At 67.8% G+C, this 16,208-nt stretch carries 16 protein-coding genes; 7 read left to right on the forward strand and 9 right to left on the reverse strand.

Going from position 1 to position 16,208, the window contains the following annotated elements; genetic code table 11:
- Positions 1-65 precede the first annotated feature (65 nt).
- Both cyoE and Q9246_RS11135 read left to right on the forward strand, forming a co-directional pair.
- Complete coding sequence (cyoE, locus tag Q9246_RS11130; protein ID WP_306397609.1) at positions 66-1,016, forward strand: heme o synthase; 951 nt, start codon at positions 66-68, stop codon at positions 1,014-1,016.
- Positions 1,017-1,090: 74 nt separating this feature from the next.
- Positions 1,091-2,656: an alpha,alpha-trehalose-phosphate synthase (UDP-forming) gene (locus Q9246_RS11135; protein ID WP_306397610.1), complete on the forward strand. Its 1,566-nt coding sequence runs from the start codon at positions 1,091-1,093 to the stop codon at positions 2,654-2,656.
- Here Q9246_RS11135 and Q9246_RS11140 read toward each other — a convergent pair.
- The 6 genes from Q9246_RS11140 to Q9246_RS11165 all read right to left on the reverse strand — a co-directional run bounded on the left by Q9246_RS11140 (position 2,648) and on the right by Q9246_RS11165 (position 6,485).
- A complete protein-coding gene (locus Q9246_RS11140) occupies positions 2,648-3,358 on the reverse strand; it encodes a glycosyltransferase (RefSeq protein ID WP_306397611.1) in 711 nt (236 codons plus the stop codon). The genes Q9246_RS11135 and Q9246_RS11140 overlap by 9 nt on opposite strands.
- Complete coding sequence (locus tag Q9246_RS11145) at positions 3,355-3,942, reverse strand: methyltransferase domain-containing protein (protein ID WP_306397612.1); 588 nt, start codon at positions 3,940-3,942, stop codon at positions 3,355-3,357. Before Q9246_RS11145 ends, Q9246_RS11140 begins: the two co-directional genes overlap by 4 nt.
- Entirely contained in the window at positions 3,935-4,708 is a 774-nt protein-coding gene (locus tag Q9246_RS11150) for a PIG-L deacetylase family protein (RefSeq protein ID WP_306397613.1), read from the reverse strand. The genes Q9246_RS11145 and Q9246_RS11150 overlap by 8 nt, the downstream gene beginning before the upstream one ends.
- On the reverse strand, positions 4,696-5,697 hold the full coding sequence (locus Q9246_RS11155) for an acyl-CoA dehydrogenase family protein (protein WP_306397614.1): 1,002 nt from the start codon (positions 5,695-5,697) through the stop codon (positions 4,696-4,698). The genes Q9246_RS11150 and Q9246_RS11155 overlap by 13 nt, the downstream gene beginning before the upstream one ends.
- Positions 5,698-5,801: 104 nt before the next feature.
- Positions 5,802-6,284: an AidA/PixA family protein gene (locus tag Q9246_RS11160; protein ID WP_306397615.1), complete on the reverse strand. Its 483-nt coding sequence runs from the start codon at positions 6,282-6,284 to the stop codon at positions 5,802-5,804.
- A gap of 15 nt (positions 6,285-6,299) precedes the next feature.
- Complete coding sequence (locus Q9246_RS11165) at positions 6,300-6,485, reverse strand: hypothetical protein (protein WP_306397616.1); 186 nt, start codon at positions 6,483-6,485, stop codon at positions 6,300-6,302.
- A 139-nt stretch (positions 6,486-6,624) separates the two neighbouring features.
- Here Q9246_RS11165 and Q9246_RS11170 point away from each other — a divergent pair, with 139 nt between their 5' ends.
- Both Q9246_RS11170 and Q9246_RS11175 read left to right on the forward strand, forming a co-directional pair.
- The gene (locus Q9246_RS11170) at positions 6,625-7,140 is read left to right on the forward strand and encodes a DUF2721 domain-containing protein (protein WP_306397617.1); all 516 of its coding nucleotides are present in this window, start codon (positions 6,625-6,627) and stop codon (positions 7,138-7,140) included.
- A 489-nt stretch (positions 7,141-7,629) separates the two neighbouring features.
- The gene (locus Q9246_RS11175) at positions 7,630-7,758 is read left to right on the forward strand and encodes a hypothetical protein (protein WP_306397618.1); all 129 of its coding nucleotides are present in this window, start codon (positions 7,630-7,632) and stop codon (positions 7,756-7,758) included.
- 91 nt (positions 7,759-7,849) lie between these two features.
- Here Q9246_RS11175 and Q9246_RS11180 read toward each other — a convergent pair whose 3' ends face one another.
- Positions 7,850-8,794: an alpha/beta fold hydrolase gene (locus tag Q9246_RS11180; RefSeq protein ID WP_306397619.1), complete on the reverse strand. Its 945-nt coding sequence runs from the start codon at positions 8,792-8,794 to the stop codon at positions 7,850-7,852.
- A gap of 128 nt (positions 8,795-8,922) precedes the next feature.
- On the opposite strand from Q9246_RS11180, the gene Q9246_RS11185 reads away from it, so the two are divergent.
- The 3 genes from Q9246_RS11185 to Q9246_RS11195 all read left to right on the forward strand — a co-directional run bounded on the left by Q9246_RS11185 (position 8,923) and on the right by Q9246_RS11195 (position 11,224).
- Complete coding sequence (locus Q9246_RS11185) at positions 8,923-9,525, forward strand: CGNR zinc finger domain-containing protein (protein ID WP_306397620.1); 603 nt, start codon at positions 8,923-8,925, stop codon at positions 9,523-9,525.
- Between the two features lie 150 nt (positions 9,526-9,675).
- Positions 9,676-10,725, forward strand: a complete 1,050-nt coding sequence (locus Q9246_RS11190) for an aldo/keto reductase (RefSeq protein ID WP_306397621.1) — start codon at positions 9,676-9,678, stop codon at positions 10,723-10,725.
- A gap of 76 nt (positions 10,726-10,801) precedes the next feature.
- Entirely contained in the window at positions 10,802-11,224 is a 423-nt protein-coding gene (locus Q9246_RS11195) for an RrF2 family transcriptional regulator (RefSeq protein WP_306397622.1), read from the forward strand.
- A gap of 4 nt (positions 11,225-11,228) precedes the next feature.
- Here the strand turns inward: Q9246_RS11195 and galB are convergent, their stop codons facing one another.
- Entirely contained in the window at positions 11,229-14,033 is a 2,805-nt protein-coding gene (gene galB, locus Q9246_RS11200) for a beta-galactosidase GalB (protein ID WP_306397623.1), read from the reverse strand.
- 101 nt (positions 14,034-14,134) lie between these two features.
- A complete protein-coding gene (locus tag Q9246_RS11205) occupies positions 14,135-15,844 on the reverse strand; it encodes a glycoside hydrolase family 43 protein (RefSeq protein WP_306397624.1) in 1,710 nt (569 codons plus the stop codon).
- Positions 15,845-16,208: the final 364 nt, after the last annotated feature.

Raw genomic sequence — 16,208 nt, forward strand, 5'->3', positions numbered from 1 at the left:
GGATTTCCACTACGATGTCGGGTTTTGGATAAGGCCCGCGGTCCGCCAGCGCCGGTCGATCGATCATGTCGAATTACAAAGTTGCCAATCTGGATACGGCCGACCTGGGCTTGTCGGCGCCGGCGGCGCCGTCGCTGGCGCGCCAGTGCGCCAGCATGTGCTCGCAGTACTGGACCCTGACCAAGCCGCGCATCACCATGCTGACGGTATTCTGCGCCGTCATCGGGAGCCTGCTGGCCAGCAGCGGTTTCCCCGGCTGGCGCGTGCTGGTGTCCAGTGCAAGCGGCATCTGGCTGCTGGCCGGCGCCGCCTTCGCCGTCAACTGCCTGCTCGAGGCGCGCGTCGACGCCCGCATGGCGCGCACCGCGCGCCGCGCCACGGCCAGCGGCAGCGTCACGCCGCTGCGGACCGTGCTGTTCTCGCTGGCGCTGGGTGGCGCTGGCGCCGCCCTGCTGTACACCCAGGTCAATGCCCTGACCATGTGGCTGACCCTGGGCACCTTCGTCGGCTACGCCTTCATCTATACCTTGCTGCTCAAGCCGAATACGCCGCAGAACATCGTCATCGGCGGTTTCGCCGGCGCCATGCCGCCGGCGCTGGGCTGGGCGGCGGTGGCCGGCGCCGTGCCGCTGGAAGCCTGGCTGCTGGTCCTGATCATCTTTCTTTGGACGCCGCCGCATTTCTGGGCCCTGGCCATGGCCCGCCGCGACGAGTATGCGCGCTCCGGCCTGCCGATGCTGCCAGTCACCCACGGCATGGCCCATACCGGCCAGCAGGTGTGGCGCTACAGCATCGCGCTGGCGGCCGGTACCGCGTTGCCGTGGGCGGTCGGGATGAGCGGGCCGTTCTACCTGGCGGCCGCCGTCGTCCTCAATGCCGTGTTCCTCCGGTTTGGCTGGCTGGTCCACAAGCACTACAGCGACCGCATCGCGATGCGTTCCTTTGCCTGGTCGATCGTCTACCTGGCCCTGCTGTTCGCTGCCTTGCTGGTCGATCACTACCTGCCAGCCTGGTGATGCCGTCAATTACGTGCATGTTTGCGTACGTTAGCGCACGGTCAAGGGGAATGCTAATATATTAAGCTGTTTGCATGACAGCTCGATACCAACCCGACCCCATCATGCGGGTGCGCGGCAATCCGGCGCATCCATCGACTATTCCGAGCAAGCGGCCCACGACGGCCGAGCTGCTCACCCCGGCCGACGTCAGGGATAGCGCCGACCTGGCCCGTCTGCTCGACCAGCTGGGTTGCGGCGACGACCTGATCGTCGTCTCGAACCGGGCGCCATGCATCCATTCCCGCAGCGACGCCGGCATTGTCGCCCAGCGCCCGGCCGGCGGACTGGTCACCGCGCTCGAAGCGGTGTTGTCGAAGGAAGGCGGCTGCTGGATCGCCCATGGCAGCGGCAGCGCCGACCGCGAGACCTGCGACGCCGCCGACCATGTCTTGCGCCAGCACCTGGACGCCCCGTACCGCCTGCGCCGCCTGTGGTTGTCCGACGCCGAGGTGGCCGGCTATTACGACGGCCTGGCCAACGAAGCGCTGTGGCCGCTGTGCCACCGTACCGATGTGCAGCCGACCTTCCGCCAGGCGGACTGGGACGAGTATGTGCGCGTCAACCAACGCTTTGCCGATGCCGTCGTGTCCGAGGCGGCCAGCCCGCGGCCGGTGGTGCTGGTCCAGGATTATCACCTGGCGCTGGTGCCGCAGATGGTGCGCGCGCAGTTGCCGGACGCGGTCATCATCCTGTTCTGGCATATTCCTTTTCCCGAGCCGAAGGTACTGGCGCGCTTTCCGTGGCGCGAGCAGATGATGGCCGGCCTGTCGGCCAGCACCGTGGTGGGCCTGCATACGCCGGCCGACCTGGCCAACTTCAGCATGTCGCGCGCGAGTAGCCACGGCGCCGGCGGCGGCGCGCACGCCGGCGCCTATCCGATCTCGATCGCCTGGCCGGCGCGCCAGGATGCGCCCGACCCGTCGTTGCGCGCGCGGATCGATGCACGCTTCGGTATCGCACCCGGCGTACGCCTGCTGGTGGGCGTCGATCGGATGGATTACACCAAGGGCATCCCGCAGCGCCTGCAAGCCTTCGAGCGGCTGCTGGAACAGCGGCCGGAACTGCGCGGCCAGGTCACCTTGCTGCAGATCGGCGCCCCGTGCCGCGGCGCGCTGCCGGCTTACCGGGAGATCGCGCGGCAGGTGGCCGAGTCGAGCGCGCGGATCAACGCCAGGTTCGGCCGGGCCGGCTGGCAACCCGTGGTCCTGCACGCTGCCAGCCTCGACGCGCACGCGGTGAACGAATGCTACCGCGCCGCCGACGTGTGCCTGGTGACCAGCCTGCACGACGGCATGAACCTGGTGGCGAAGGAATTCGTCGCCGCCCGCAACGATTTGCGCGGGGCGCTGGTGCTGAGCAGCCAGGCCGGCGCTGCGGCGGAATTGCAGCAGGCCCTGATCGTCGATCCGCGCGATATCGAGGGGATTGCGCGCGCGATCGGGCGCGCGCTGGACATGCCGCTGGACGAACAGGCGCTGCGCATGCGCGCGATGCGCGGCGTGGTCAGCCAGTTCACCGTGTTCAGGTGGGCGGCGCAGTTGCTGTCCGATGGTTTGCGGATCGCGGCTGGCCGTCGGGAACGGCGTCTTCTAGGCTGACAGTCCCGCATCCAGTCCCGCCGTCATCGCCAGCAAGGCATCCCCGAACCCGCCGCGCGCACGCGCATCGATGCGCGCGCTGGTGATCACGCGCGGCAGCGCGCTCCAGGCGACACTGGCGCCTGTCCCTTCCAGCGCCCGTACCAGCAACACGTCTTCGTGGCAGCCGACGGCGGCGAACCCGCCGGCCGCCAGGTAGGCGGCCGCGCTGACGCCGAGATTGGCGCCATGGATGTGACGGTGGCCGTCGCGATCCTGGTAGTGGAGAGCGAAATGCTCGCGCAGGCGGCCCGCCATGGCGCAGTGCGCAGACCAGTCGTCGACCGTCACGGAGCCGCACACCGCGTCGACCCCCAGGCCCAGTTGCGCCACCAGCCATTGTGGGGAGACGCGGGTATCGGCGTCGGTGAAGGCCAGCCAGCGCGCACCGCGCTCGAGCAGGCGGCGGGCGCCGGCGGCGCGCGCGGCGCCAACCTGGCGCGCGCCGATCTCGAGTACCTCCAGCACGCAGCCGGCGGCCTCGAAACGGCGCCGGTAGCGCGCGGCGACGGCGGCCGACCCGTCCGCGCAGGTGTCGAGCACGACGCAGACTGCGACCGGCTCGCCGGCCAGGCCCGGATGGCGCGCAGCGCGCAGCAGCGCGGCCAGGCAGGCGCCGAGGCAGGCTTCCTCGTCATGGGCGGGGATGGCGACGCCGATCATCGCGGGTTTCCTTCCTTTCTCCAGGTCTCGAGCAGGAAGCGTTCGTCGCGGTGGCGCAGCAGCGGCGCCAGGCCGGGCGTCGCGTGGGCGGCCCCGTGCACGGCGTCGGTCGCGCTGGCCCGGTCGTCGAAATCGCCCAGGTAGTGGCACATCAACAGTTCCCCGCCCGGCGCCAGGCAGGATGCGGCCGCGGCCAGCAGCGCGCCGACGTCGGCCAGGCCAAAGTAATAGGCAAGTTCACTCACCACGACGAGATCGAAGGTTTCCGTGCGCGGCCAGTCGTGCGGCAGGCGGCGCTGTTCGACGCGCACATTCCGGGCATCGGCTAGCCGCCGGCGCGCGGCGTCCACGGCGCTGGCGGCGCCGTCGCAGGCAACCAGGGACTCGCAGCGCAGGGCCAGCGCGGCGCTCATCTCGCCGTTGCCGCAGCCGGGTTCGAAGGCGCTGCGGTAGCGCGGCCGCGCCAGGCTCGCCAGGACCAGCGCGCGCTTGCGCTGTTCATACCAGGCGCCGCGCACGTCCCAGGGATCGTCGCTGGCGCTGTACAGGGCCTCGAAATGGCGCAGGCGGTCGGCGTCAACCATGGTCGTCCAGGTACAATTCGAATGGGTGGAGCACGCGTTCGATGGCGAAGCCCGGCAGGATCGGCGCCGCGCCGCTGCTGGCGTCGGGCTCGACCTGGCTGGTGAAGCAGGCCAGCGCGGCGCGCTTCTTCGCCACGGCGGACGCGGGCAGCGGCAGGCGCCGTGCCTGCGCCAGCGGCAGGCATCCGTCGCCCGGCGCGCTCCAGTGCCAGCCCCAGACCGGCGCCTGCAGCAGGCGCGCGCCGGCTTGCCGGCTTGTGACCATGCAGGCGCGGGCGCAGGCCTCGTGGTCGGGGTGGCCGTCGTGGCGCCAGGTGGTGATGACGATGTCGTCCTGCGCGAACAGCGGCGCCAGGCGACTAGCGAGTTCGCGTTCGGCGCCGCCCACGCCGCCGTCCGGGATGCCGAGCCGCACCATGCGTGGCGCGTCGATGCCGAGGCAGGCCAGGGCGGCCACGGTCTCGTTCGCGCGCGCGAGGCGCAGGCGTTCGGGCGGCCAGTCGCTTGAACCAGGATGACTGGCCTCGCCATCGGTGACGGCCACGATCAGCGGCGTGTCTCCGCGCAGCGCGAGCAGGTGCAGCAGCGCGCCGCAGGCGAGGATCTCGTCGTCGGGATGCGGCGCCACCACCACCACGCGCCGGCCCGGCGGAATGATGGCATCGAGCGAGCAGAAAGGGACGGCGTTCAGCGCGGCGTCCAGCGCCCAGGCCCGGGCCGTGCTGCCGGCGCCGGCGATGTGGCGCGAGCGGCTCACAGCGTCCATGGCGCCTCCTGTCCATCGGCGACCAGCCGGCCCAGCGCTTCCAGGTCGCGCTCGGCGTGGCTCTGGCGCAGGAACACCGGCAAGTCGGCGTACAGGCGGGCCAGGACCGGGTCCTTGCATAGCGGGGCGGCGCCCAGCGCGCGGCCGAAGGCGTCCAGCACCGTCGCGCAGGTGGCTTCGACGTGCAGGCGCAGCGCCAGCGCAAGCGCCATCGCATCGGCGCCGGGATCGCGGTCGATCGTGGCCGCCGTCTCGCGCATCAAGGCGGCGCTGCCCTCCAGGGCGACGGTCGCCCGTCCCAGTTGCGCCAGCCGGTGTGGATCGTCGCGTCCGGCAAGGCGCTCGCGCAGCGCCGCGGCGAGCCGGGTCGCGGCCCCGAACCAGCAGGCGGCCACACCGGCGCCGCCATGCCAGAAGCCGGCGCGCGCCACATAGAAGCCGGGGCCGCCCAGCGGCGTGGCGAGCGCCCCGTCGAACAGCACGTCGACGCTGGCGGTATGGCCCATGCCGACCGCGTGCCAGCCGTCGCGCGTGACTTCGACGCCCGGTTGGCGCAAGTGCACCGCAGCCAGCAGCGGCGCGCCGTCCGGACTCCAGCAACTGACGACCGCGTGCGTCACGTCACGCGCGCCCGAACACCAAGCCTTGCGGCCGTGCAACGAGAAATGTCCGTTGCTGTTCGCCTGCAATACCAGGCGCGCGTCGGGCGGCTCGGCGCACCAGGTAGCCCACAGGGCGGCTGGCTGCTGCGCCCGGTCGGCAGCGCCGGCTTCGTGCAGGATGGCAAGGGCGTCGGTATGGCCTTCGAACAGCTTGGCCAAGCCCAGGTCGTGGGCGCCGGTGGCGGCCAGGCTGCGCCAGCGCTCGAGCGTGGCGCCACGGCCCGGCAGGGGCAGGCGGTCGAGGCCGGCGGCGACCAGGCGCGCCAGTGCGGTGGCGGGCCCGGCGTCCGCCAGGGAGGGAAGGACGTCCGCGATTCGGCTGTGCATGATACTTTTGTTGCAAAAATTTCATCCTACCATGCACGGTAGAGATCGCCTGTCCGGTACGGCGCAAGCGTGCGGCCCGGCCCTTGAGGTGGCCGGGCGCGGCATCAGCGGGCGGTGATGAACGGATCCCAGTCGATGTCGTAGTTGGTCGGGCGCAGGGTCCCGACCGTGACCCGCACCTGGATCTGGTAGGTCTGGCGGCCGGCATTCATCGCCTGGCCGATCCAGTAGCTGCCGTCGTTCGGGTCGGCCTGGATCGGATAGCCGACGTTGCCGAACACATTGCCCTGGGAGACGTTGAAGCCGGTGATGACGACCTTGTCGCCCGAGTTCATGTCCATCGGGTAGACCGAGAAGCCGATCAGGCTGCCGACCGGGCACACGGTGCTCAGTTCCAGCGAGCCCTCGCCCGAGCTGTCCATGTTCAGCTGGTTGTCCATCATGTGGATGCCGGTGCCGACCGACTGGCCGTTGGTGGCGGCGATGTACGCGGTGTCGACGGCGATCGCGATCTGGGTCTGCGGCGCGGGCATGGTGGCGCTCGGTTTCACGACGCGGACCGAAGCCATTTTTTTATCTGCGTTCATGTGGTCCTCCCTGGTTTAGTTGACGGAAACGCTGGGGTTCAGGTTCAGCGTCATGCCGGACTGCCCTGGCAGCTGGACGTTGATGCCCATGTTGTAGCTGGCGTTTCCCGCGTTCTGGGCGGTACCGGTGAAGGTGGTGTTGTCGATCCGCTGCGGCTGGCCGCTGGGGCCCCAGGCGTTGGAGTTGCCGATCGATTGCATCTGGCGTCGTGTCGTTCCGCAATGCAAGTGCCGATGCCGCAACCCAAGGCACGGGGGCCTCAGCCGGAATACAGAGTGGCGGCCCCGGCCTTGCTGATACACTGGGGCCATGCCATCCACAAGGTCTTCCAGCGCATCCATGAATCTCCAGCTCAGCGACATCGGTCAAGCCATCCAGCTGGCGATTGCGCCGGTGTTCCTGCTCGCCGGGGTGGGCACGATGCTGATCGTGCTGACCAACCGGCTGGGTCGCCTGATCGACCGTAGCCGGATCCTTGACGACCGCCTGCGGGCGAATCCGGACACCGAATGCGTCAAGGAGCTGCTGAGCCTGCACCACCGCGCCGCGCTGCTCAATATCGCCATCACGGCCAGCACCGCCTGCGGCCTGCTGGTGTGCCTGGTGATTGCCATGCTGTTCCTGGGTGACACCACCGACCTGCCGCTGGACCAGTACATCGCCCTGTGCTTCATCGGCGGCATGCTGGCGCTGCTGGTCGGCTTCGTCTATTTCATGCGCGAGATCCTGATCTGCTGCACCTTCATGCGCAGCCAGCAGATGCAGGTGATCGCCGCCTGCAATGCCCGGGTGGCGGGATGGTCGGCGAGTACGGAATGTGGAAGGGCCGGCAGGGACGCCGGCCCGGTGGGATGAGAACCCAGGATTCTCCTCGACCAATCCAGCGAGGCACAGCAGGATCTGCAGGCGCGGCGCGACCGGACCCTTCGACCTGCTGGACTTGTGCAGAGCCTGCTCCCGGTCCAGCGCCCCATCGACTGCCGCAAAAGCATCGTTGGGGAATTGCTGGTTGACCTCTGCTATCAGAAACGTGAGCAAAATGTGCTCAGCGTTCTCTTCCTGCCCCGAACCGTCTTATTGACCGCCAGTAGCAGTGCCTGACGTTGCCGCCAGACGTGCCACGGGTAGCGCAGTATGCGTCGCGAGGACGCTACTTGCGAGCCCTCTTTCACCTGTAAGTTGGTAAGAAGTTGTTTTGCTAAACGCATTCGTGCATTCTAGTTTTTCCGCCTGGTTTTCACGGAATAAATCAGCAATGCAAAAGTGCTGCATCTTGCCAGCCTACGTAGTGTCAGATACCGAAACCCGGCCATAGTTCCGCTACGTTCTGGTAGCTGCTACCCGGTGTTCGAGGCCGGCCAGGGCGCGCCCGCCGTGCTGTTCGTTCCGGGCGGCGAACTGCTGCTGCGGCGCCACCACGGTTCCGGCGTCAACCAGCCGATGGCGCTGCCGAGGCGCTGCGCATGTTCCTGATCGCGCAGGCGGAACTGGGCGAGCGCATCGTGCGCGCCCTGATCCTGCGCCGCGTGGCGCAGGTCCACCAGCACCTGGCGGAGTTGCCGGCTTAGTTCTTGTTGCCCTGGCCCAGGTGGCGGTCGAGGAAGTTGCGCATCGCCTGCGCGATCTCGGCGCCATGGGTCTCGATCGCGAAGTGGCCGCTGTCGACGAAACGCACCTCGGCGTTCGGATTGTCGCGCTTGAAGGCTTCCGCGCCGGGCGGCAGGAAGAAGGGATCGTTCTTGCCCCAGATGGCGAGCAGCGGCGGCTGGTGGCGGCGGAAATAGGCGTGCAGCAGCGGGTATTGCCTGACGTTCTGGCCGTAGTCGACCAGCAGGTCCATCTGCGGCTCGACGCCGATACGTTGCACCGCCTCATGGGCCAGCAGGTAGCCCTCGGGCGCGATGACGGTGGGATCCTTCACGCCCTCGGTGTATTGCCACTTGAGCATGTCGAGGGTATTGAACTTGCGCAGCGCTTCGCGGTTCTCGGGCGTCGGATCGGCCCAGGCCGCGCGCATCGGGGCCCAGCCGGGGCTCAGGCCCTCTTCATAGCCATTGCCGTTCTGGCTCACGATGGCCGTGATCTTTTCCGGATGGCGCACGGCCAGGCGCCAGCCGACCGGCGCGCCGTAGTCGAACACATAGATGGCGTAGCGCTGCAGGCCCTTGGCGCTGGTAAAGGCGTCGATCACGTCGGCCAGGTTGTCGAAGGTGTACTTGAAACCCTGGTCGGTGCGGGTCAGGCCGAAGCCCGGCAGGTCGGGCGCGATTACGCGGTAGCCGGTGGCGAGCGCGGGAATCAGGTTGCGGAACATGTGCGACGAGGCGCCGAAGCCGTGCAGCAGCAGGACGGCCGGTGCGTCCTGCGGGCCGGCTTCGCGGTAGAACACTTCCGCGCCTTTTACCTGGACCGAGTCGTAGCGGACGGCGGTTACTTGTTCGGCGGCGACGGTGCTGCCCGCGCTGCCGATCACGGCGGCCATGAGAAGGGGGCGAAGTATGCTGTTCATGACGGTCTTCCTTTCGTAGTGGATCGAGATAACCTGTATTCGATGCTTTAAGGGGTTATGGGGCCAGTATTGCACGCTTTCCGTAACCGTTCAAGTATAATGTTGATGGTTATTGCGAAAGGAAGACCATGCTGGAGCACACACGAGAAGCCGCATCGACCGAGCCGCTGCTGGTGGCCGACCACCTTGCGCTCGACCTGCTCAATACCGAGGCGGGCAGCGGCGCGCTTTACGTCGAGTTCTGGAAAAGCGGCGAGGATGTCTTGCGCTGGCTGGCGCGTTGCGGGATCGATGGCGGCGCGCCGGGCAGCCGGCAGGCGATGGACGCCTTGCTGCTCGACGCCAGGGAGCTCAGGGCGCTCGCCCGCGGGCTGGTCGAACGCCGCAAACTGGGGGAGCGGGCCGATCCCGGCGACCTGATGCGGCTGAACCGCTACCTGGCCGCGCTGCAATCGGTACCGGTGCTGGAGTGGGACGAGGACGGGCCGCGGCTGGAGCGGCGGCTGGCGCCGGGAGCGTTGGGGCAGGCACTGGGGCAGGTCGCCGAAGCGCTGGCCGGCCTGCTGGCCACCGGGCAGTTCGACTACGTGCGCCAGTGCGAGCATGCCGACTGCGTGCTGTGGTTCTATGACCGCACCAAATCGCACCGCCGCCGCTGGTGCAGCATGGCCTTGTGCGGCAACCGGCACAAGGCGGCCGAGTTCCGCAGGCGCGGCCGCGCCGGCGCCTGAGTCTCCGCGAATCGACCAGTATTTACTGGCGTTGAAGGCTGGATGTCCCCATGATGCAGGTGTGCCCGATGGACGCGGGCCCGCCTGCGCCTGCAACGCTCCCGCGCGCACGGCGTACTCCTGGAGCGTCGACGACAACGAGGAGCGATCATGAGCCTGAAAGACAAGCTGCCGGCGAACCCGCTGGGCTTCGGTACGGCGCCGCTTGGGAATATGTTCCGCAAGATCCCCGAGCAGGAAGCGGCGGACACCATTGACGCCGCCTGGCGCGCCGGGACGCGCTACTTCGATACGGCGCCGTTCTACGGGGCCGGCCTGTCCGAGATCCGCCTCGGCGAACTGCTGGCGAAGTATCCGCGCGATGAATACGTGTTGAGCACCAAGGTCGGGCGCCTGATCCTGGACGAGGTCGAAGACCCTGCCGCGCGCGATATGGGCGACAAGGGCGGCCTGTTCGGGCATGGCCGGCCGAACCGCATCGTCAACGACTACTCGACCGACGCCACGCAGCGCTCGATCGAGGATAGTCTCAAGCGCCTGCGCACCGACCGCCTGGAGATCGTCTGGGTCCATGACATCGCCCAGGATTTCTATGGCGACGCCTGGCTGTCCTACTTCGAGCAGGCCCGCACCGGCGCCTTCCGGGTGCTGGACCGGCTGCGCGACGAAGGCGTGATCAAGGCCTGGGGCCTGGGCGTGAACCGGGTCGAGCCGTGCGAACTCACGCTCGACCTCGACGAAGCGCGGCCCGACGGCTTTTTGCTGGCCGGACGCTATACGCTGCTCGACCATGCGCGCGCACTGCAGCGCCTGATGCCGGCGGCGCACGCGCGCGGCGTGGAGATCGTGGTGGGCGGTCCATACAGCTCGGGCGTGCTGGTGGGCGGCACGCACTTCGAATACCAGCCGGCCTCGCCCGAGATCCTGGCGCGGGTGGCGCGGCTCCAGGCCCTGGCCGATCGCCACGGGGTGCCGATCAAGGCGGCCGGGCTGCAGTTCGCGCTGGCCAATCCGGCGGTGGCGGCGGTGATCCCGGGCGCAAGCCGGCCGGAGCGACTGGCCGAGGACCAGGCCGCGCTGGAGGCTGTCATCCCGTCCGCCTTCTGGCATGAACTGCGCGAACAGCGGCTGGTGGCGCCGGATGCGCCGCTTCCCATCGATACTCGAGGAGTTGCGGATTCGCCGCTTTCGAGAACTTGAGGAGTTGCGGATTAGGCGGTTTCGGAAACTTGAGGAGTTGCGGTATCCTGACGGCTTGACTTAAGGAAGAATCCTGATGAGAGCTGACTTTCGCCTGGCCCGCATGCTGCACGTACTCGTGCATCTTCATGGACGTACTGAAACGACGAGTTCGGAGGAACTCGCCGAGATGCTGGGCACGAATCCGGTGCTGGTGCGCCGGATGATGGGCGGACTGCGCGATGCCGGTTATGTGGTGTCGACTGCGGGCCGCAATGGGGGTTGGATGCTGGCGGCCGATCCTGACCGGATCACGGTGCTCGACGTCTATGAGGCGCTCGAGGAACCGGTGATTTTCGCGGTCGGTCCCAGCATCGACCATCCCGGCTGCGCGGTCGAGCAGGCGATCAATGGCGCGCTCGACGTGGCCCTGGCCCAGGCGGCGGGTGCCTTGCTACGTGAATTCGGACAGCGCCGGCTGTCCGAATTCCTGCCCAAGACTGCACCAGGGACGGCTTGACGCCTTATTGACGTGGGCGCGCCTGCAGCGTGACCGACGCCGGCGCCAGGCCGTCGGCCGTCACCCGCACCGTGATCGGGCCGCTGGCGCCCGGCGTGGCGCGCACGATGCCCAGCACCAGGCCATTGAAGGCGGCGCGCTCGCTCGACGGGAACGGCTCGAAGCTGGTCGGATCGCCATTATCGGTCGCCACCAGTTCGCCCGGGCCTTCGACCGTGAAGCGCACCCGCTGCATGCTGCGCGGCACGTCGATGCCGGCTTTATCCGCGATGCGCACGGTGACGAAGGACAGGTCGCGGCCGTCGCCGTCGATCGTCGTGCGGTCGGCGCTGGCCTGCAACGCGGCCGCCGCACCCGCCGTCTTGACGGAAGCGCGCGCCCATTCCTTGCCATTCCTGTAGCTCACGACGCGCACCTCGCCCGGCTCATACTTGACCTCGTCCCAGCGCAGCCGGTAGGTGAGTGGCGCCTTCTTCTTGCGGCCCTGCGATTTGCCGTTGACGAACAGTTCGGCTTCGTCGCCCGAGGTGAACACGTGCACCGGCGTGACCTGGCCCACCCGTTCCGGCCAGGTCCAGTGCGGCAGGATGTGGGCCATCTTGTGGTCCGGACGCCAGCGCGACTGGTACAGGTAATAACGGTCCTTCTTGAAGCCGGCCAGGTCGATGATGCCGGTGTAGGAGCTGCGCGCGCCGTAATACGGCGTCGGTTCGCCCAGGTAGTCGAAGCCGGTCCAGACGAATTCGCCGGCCACATAGGGGTGGCGGTCGAGCGCCGAGAACACCTTGTCGGCCGACGAGCCGAAATCGACGGCGTACAGTTCATACGAGCTGACCTGCTGCAGCTTCGAATCGCCGCCGCGGCCGTCGCGCACGATGGAGCTGTTGGCCGGATGGACCGGGAAGAAGTACACCCCGCGGCTGCTGAATGCCGATGCCGATTCGCTGGTGAGGATCACCTTGTCCGGGAATTTGGCATGGAATGCCGGGTACTGCGGCGGCGTGCGGATGCGGTCGGTGCCCTCGAACTCGGGATCCTGGCGGATGCCTTCACCCTGGTAGTTCAGGCTGATCAGGTCCACCTCGGCCGGCAGCGGCATGTCCGGCTTGGCGTAGTTCATGGCGGTGGTGGTCGGGCGGGTCGGGTCTTCCTCGCGCGCGATCCCGTGCAGGCGGCGCGCGATCGCGGCGCCATCGGCGTCGGTGTACTGCTCGCCGACCTCGTTCCCGATGCTCCACATGATGACCGACGGGTGATTGCGGTCGCGCCGGATCATCGAGCGCAGGTCCTGCTCATGCCAGTCGTCGAAGATCAGGTGGAAGTCGAGCGGCGTCTTCTTGCGCTGCCAGGAGTCGAACACCTCGTCGACCACCAGGATGCCCATGCGGTCGGTCAGTTCGAGCAGTTGCGGGTCGGGCGGGTTATGGCTCATGCGCAGGGCATTGGCGCCCATCTGCTGCAGCAATTCGAGCTGGCGCTCGGCCGCGCGCACATTGAAGGCCGAGCCCAGCGCGCCGAGGTCGTGGTGGTTGTTCACGCCGCGCAGCGCGATCTTCTCGCCGTTGACGAACACGCCTTCCTTGCCGTCGAAGCGCAGTGTGCGGATGCCAAACGGCGTCTCGACGCGGTCGACCACGCGGCCATCCTGGCGCACGATGGTCACGGCCAGGTAGCGGTGCGGCTGCTGCGTGGGCAGCGGGCCCCACAGGCGCGGCTTGGCCAGCGTCGTCGCGCCTTTCACGCTGGCGCTGGCGCCCGGGGCCACCGTCGTCGCGGCGGACGTGACGCGCGCCACCGGAGCGCCGGTCGCCTTGCCCTGGGCGTCGAGCACCAGCAGTTCGGTCACCACGTCGGCCTTGACCGGCGCGGCGCCCCTGTTGTCGAGGGTGACGCGCCAGGCGACCTGCGCCGATTCCTTCGATACCTGCGGCGTCGTGAGCTGTACACCCCACTGGCCGACGTGCAGCGGCGCGGTCTTGGTGATCCAGACATTGCGGTACAGGCCCGCGCCCGGATACCAGCGCGCCGATTCGGGCGTGTTGTCGAGACGGATCGCCACCTGGTTGCTGGCGCCCGGCGTCACGTACGGGGTGAGGTCGATGCGGAACGAGTTGTAGCCATAGGGCCAGCCGCCGGCCAGGCGGCCATTGACCCAGACGCTGGCGTAGGCCATGGCGCCGTCGACGTCGAGGAAGATCGACTTGCCGCGGTCGGCGGCGCTCAGGTCGAGGGTCTTGCGGTACCAGGCCGGGCCCCAGGTCTTGAGGCGACCCATGCCGCCGTACGGTCCGGTTTCCAGGAATGGACCGGCGATCGCCCAGTCGTGCGGCAGGCGCACCTGGGTCCAGGCGCTGTCGTCGAAGCCAAGGCGCGCGTAGGGCGCGTCGATGGCCGGGTCGGCCGCCGGCCGGGTATGGCGGCGGGACGGGTCCTTGATGAAGGCGTTGCCGCTCGGAAGGATCCAGGGTTTGAGGAGCGGGACGCCGGCGCGATCGACCTTCGCCGCCTGGTCGGGGCGGGCGTCGGCGTCCTTGCCGTCGGCCGACTTCGCGACTTCGGGGCGGACGTCGTACAGGTAGGGGGTCGAGTCGCCGCCCGGGTCACCGAGCGTAAAGCGCCAGCCGTCGTTGAAGCTGATGCGTTCGCGGGCTTGCTGTGGCGCTTGCCGGGTGGCTCCCTGCGCCGCGGCCGGGGCGCTTTGCAGCGCTGCGCCGAATGTGACCGCGATGAAGCTGACGGCGGCCACGGTGCCGAGCGATGGCCACGTTTGCTTGTCGCTGGCTGTGGATGTGTGCGGGTATGGTGTCAAGTCTCCTCCAAAGATCGAATTGTTGTGGTTCAGCGATATCGTCCTTCAAGCCTACCATTTCATAACAGAAAATGGTAGCGCATAACATCCGATGTCGTGAATCACTTCGGTGCGGATCCGGTGGCGCCCCATACATACGGCCCGATGATCGTGCCGGTGAAGCCGCCCGCCTTGCTGGTCGACAGGAAGGTCGCATCGACGTCGTTGCGCAGGACGCGCCTGACGCCGGCGGTGGTGTAGGCGAAGTGCATGCGTCCTCCATCGGCGCGGATGTCGAGGTCGATCGCGTCGCCATCGACCGGCGCGCTGGCCAGCAGGCGGTCGGCGGCGGCTTTTTCGCGTACGTAGAGGGCCAGCACGGTGCGCCCTCCGATGCGGGTCAGGCCGTAGAACAGGTGCGAGGCGTCGCTCTGGTAGGCCACCAGGCCGGCGCGGTCGCCTTCGTGGGCGGGACGGAAACGCAGGCGCGTGCTGACCGTGGCGATATGGTGTTGCTGCCGGCGCGCCATGAAGGCCGGCGTGGCTTGCAGGTCGCCCAGCCGTCCGCGCGACTCCAGCACCAGGCGCCCGTCTTCCAGCCGGTGGAATGGCGTGGCCGGGGTGCGCACGCCGATCCAGGCATCGGCCAGCCGCGCGGCGTCGAACTCGTCGGTGTAGGCGAAGTCGCCCGACAGCGGCAGGGCTTGTTCTGGCTGCGCCGGCAGCGCCGGCCTGGTGGCGACGTAGGGGATCGGCTTGCCGTCTTCCAGGACCAGTGGCCAGTCGTCCGTCCACGTCACCGGCAGCAGGAAGGTCTCGCGGCCGATGTTGTACATGCCGTTCTGGTAGGGGCGGGTGGCCAGGAATGTGGCCCACCATTGGCCGTCCGGAGTCTGGACGAATTTCGCGTGTCCCGCCGACGTCACCGGGTTCGGGCGTGCCGGGTCGAGCTTGCGCTGGCTGAGGATGGGGTTGTTCGCATATGGCGTGAACGGGCCGCGCACGTTGGCCGAGCGGAACACCACTTGCGAGTGGTTGTCGCCGGTGCCGCCCTCGGCCGCGATCAGGTAGTACCAGGCGCCGCGCCGGAAGATGTGCGGGCCTTCGATCCAGCTCGGCTCGGTCGTGATATCGACGCCGCCGTTGACCAGCAGGGTGCGCTCGCCCTTGACCGCCAGCGCGATCGGATCGAACTCCTGGACCCAGATGGCGCGGTGCCCGTCGTAGCGCGGCTTCTCGGCCGGCGCGTCGTTGCCGACCAGATAGACCTTGCCGTCGGCGTCCCAGAACAGGGAAGGATCGATGCCGCCGAAGGCCAGTTTGGCGGGTTCGGACCAGGGGCCTTCCGGCCTGGTCGCCGTCATGATCATGTTGCCGCCGCAGTCGACGCAGGTGGTGACCACGTAGAAGGTTCCCTTGTGATACGAAATGTCGGGGGCATAGATGCCGCGCGACGAACGCAGGCCCTGGAAGTTTGCTTGCGAAGGGCGGTTGATGACGTTGGCGATCTGGGTCCAGGCAGTGAGGTCGCGCGAGTGGAACAAGGGCAGTCCGGGGAAGTTCGTGAACGATGAATTGATCAGGTAATAGTCGTCCTCCACGCGCAATACCGATGGGTCGGGGTAGTAGCCGGACAGGATGGGGTTGCGATATTGGCCAGGGGTAGCAGAAGCCGTTTCCTGCGCCCGGCCTTCATAGCTGAAGCGATCGAACTGCGCAGTGGCGGGCGCTGCCGTGTGATGGTCGTCTTGGCCTGGGGTGGTGCAGGCGGCAAGCAAGGCTGCCAGGCCGGTCGTCGCAACGATGCCGGCGCGAGTACGCGAAAAGAGCATGATGTCCTTTGAGATGAAGCGCCGCGGTCCTCGGCGGTGCATTGATGGAAAAGTAGAGCGCTATTCAAATTATGTTAGGCATTGTTATCGAAACAATGTCTGACTGCAACCACCTTTTCTGGGAATTGCAGCGGGCTGCAACGGTGCGTCGAGCCGCAATCTAAATATGTAACTAACCAACATGGAGATCCATATACTCCATCTGACGATCCGTTACCGACTCCGGACACATCCCACTTTAGAAACAGCCACCAGGAGAAGGGGAAGGCCTTCGTCGCCGCAGATGAGTTCGATTCGACTGAGACCCGTCTTACCGAACACGGGCGTCGCATGGCCGCGAATGTTCGTCAACCCTTCAGCCAGC

Source organism: Telluria beijingensis (assembly GCF_030770395.1).
GTDB lineage: Bacteria > Pseudomonadota > Gammaproteobacteria > Burkholderiales > Burkholderiaceae_D > Telluria > Telluria beijingensis.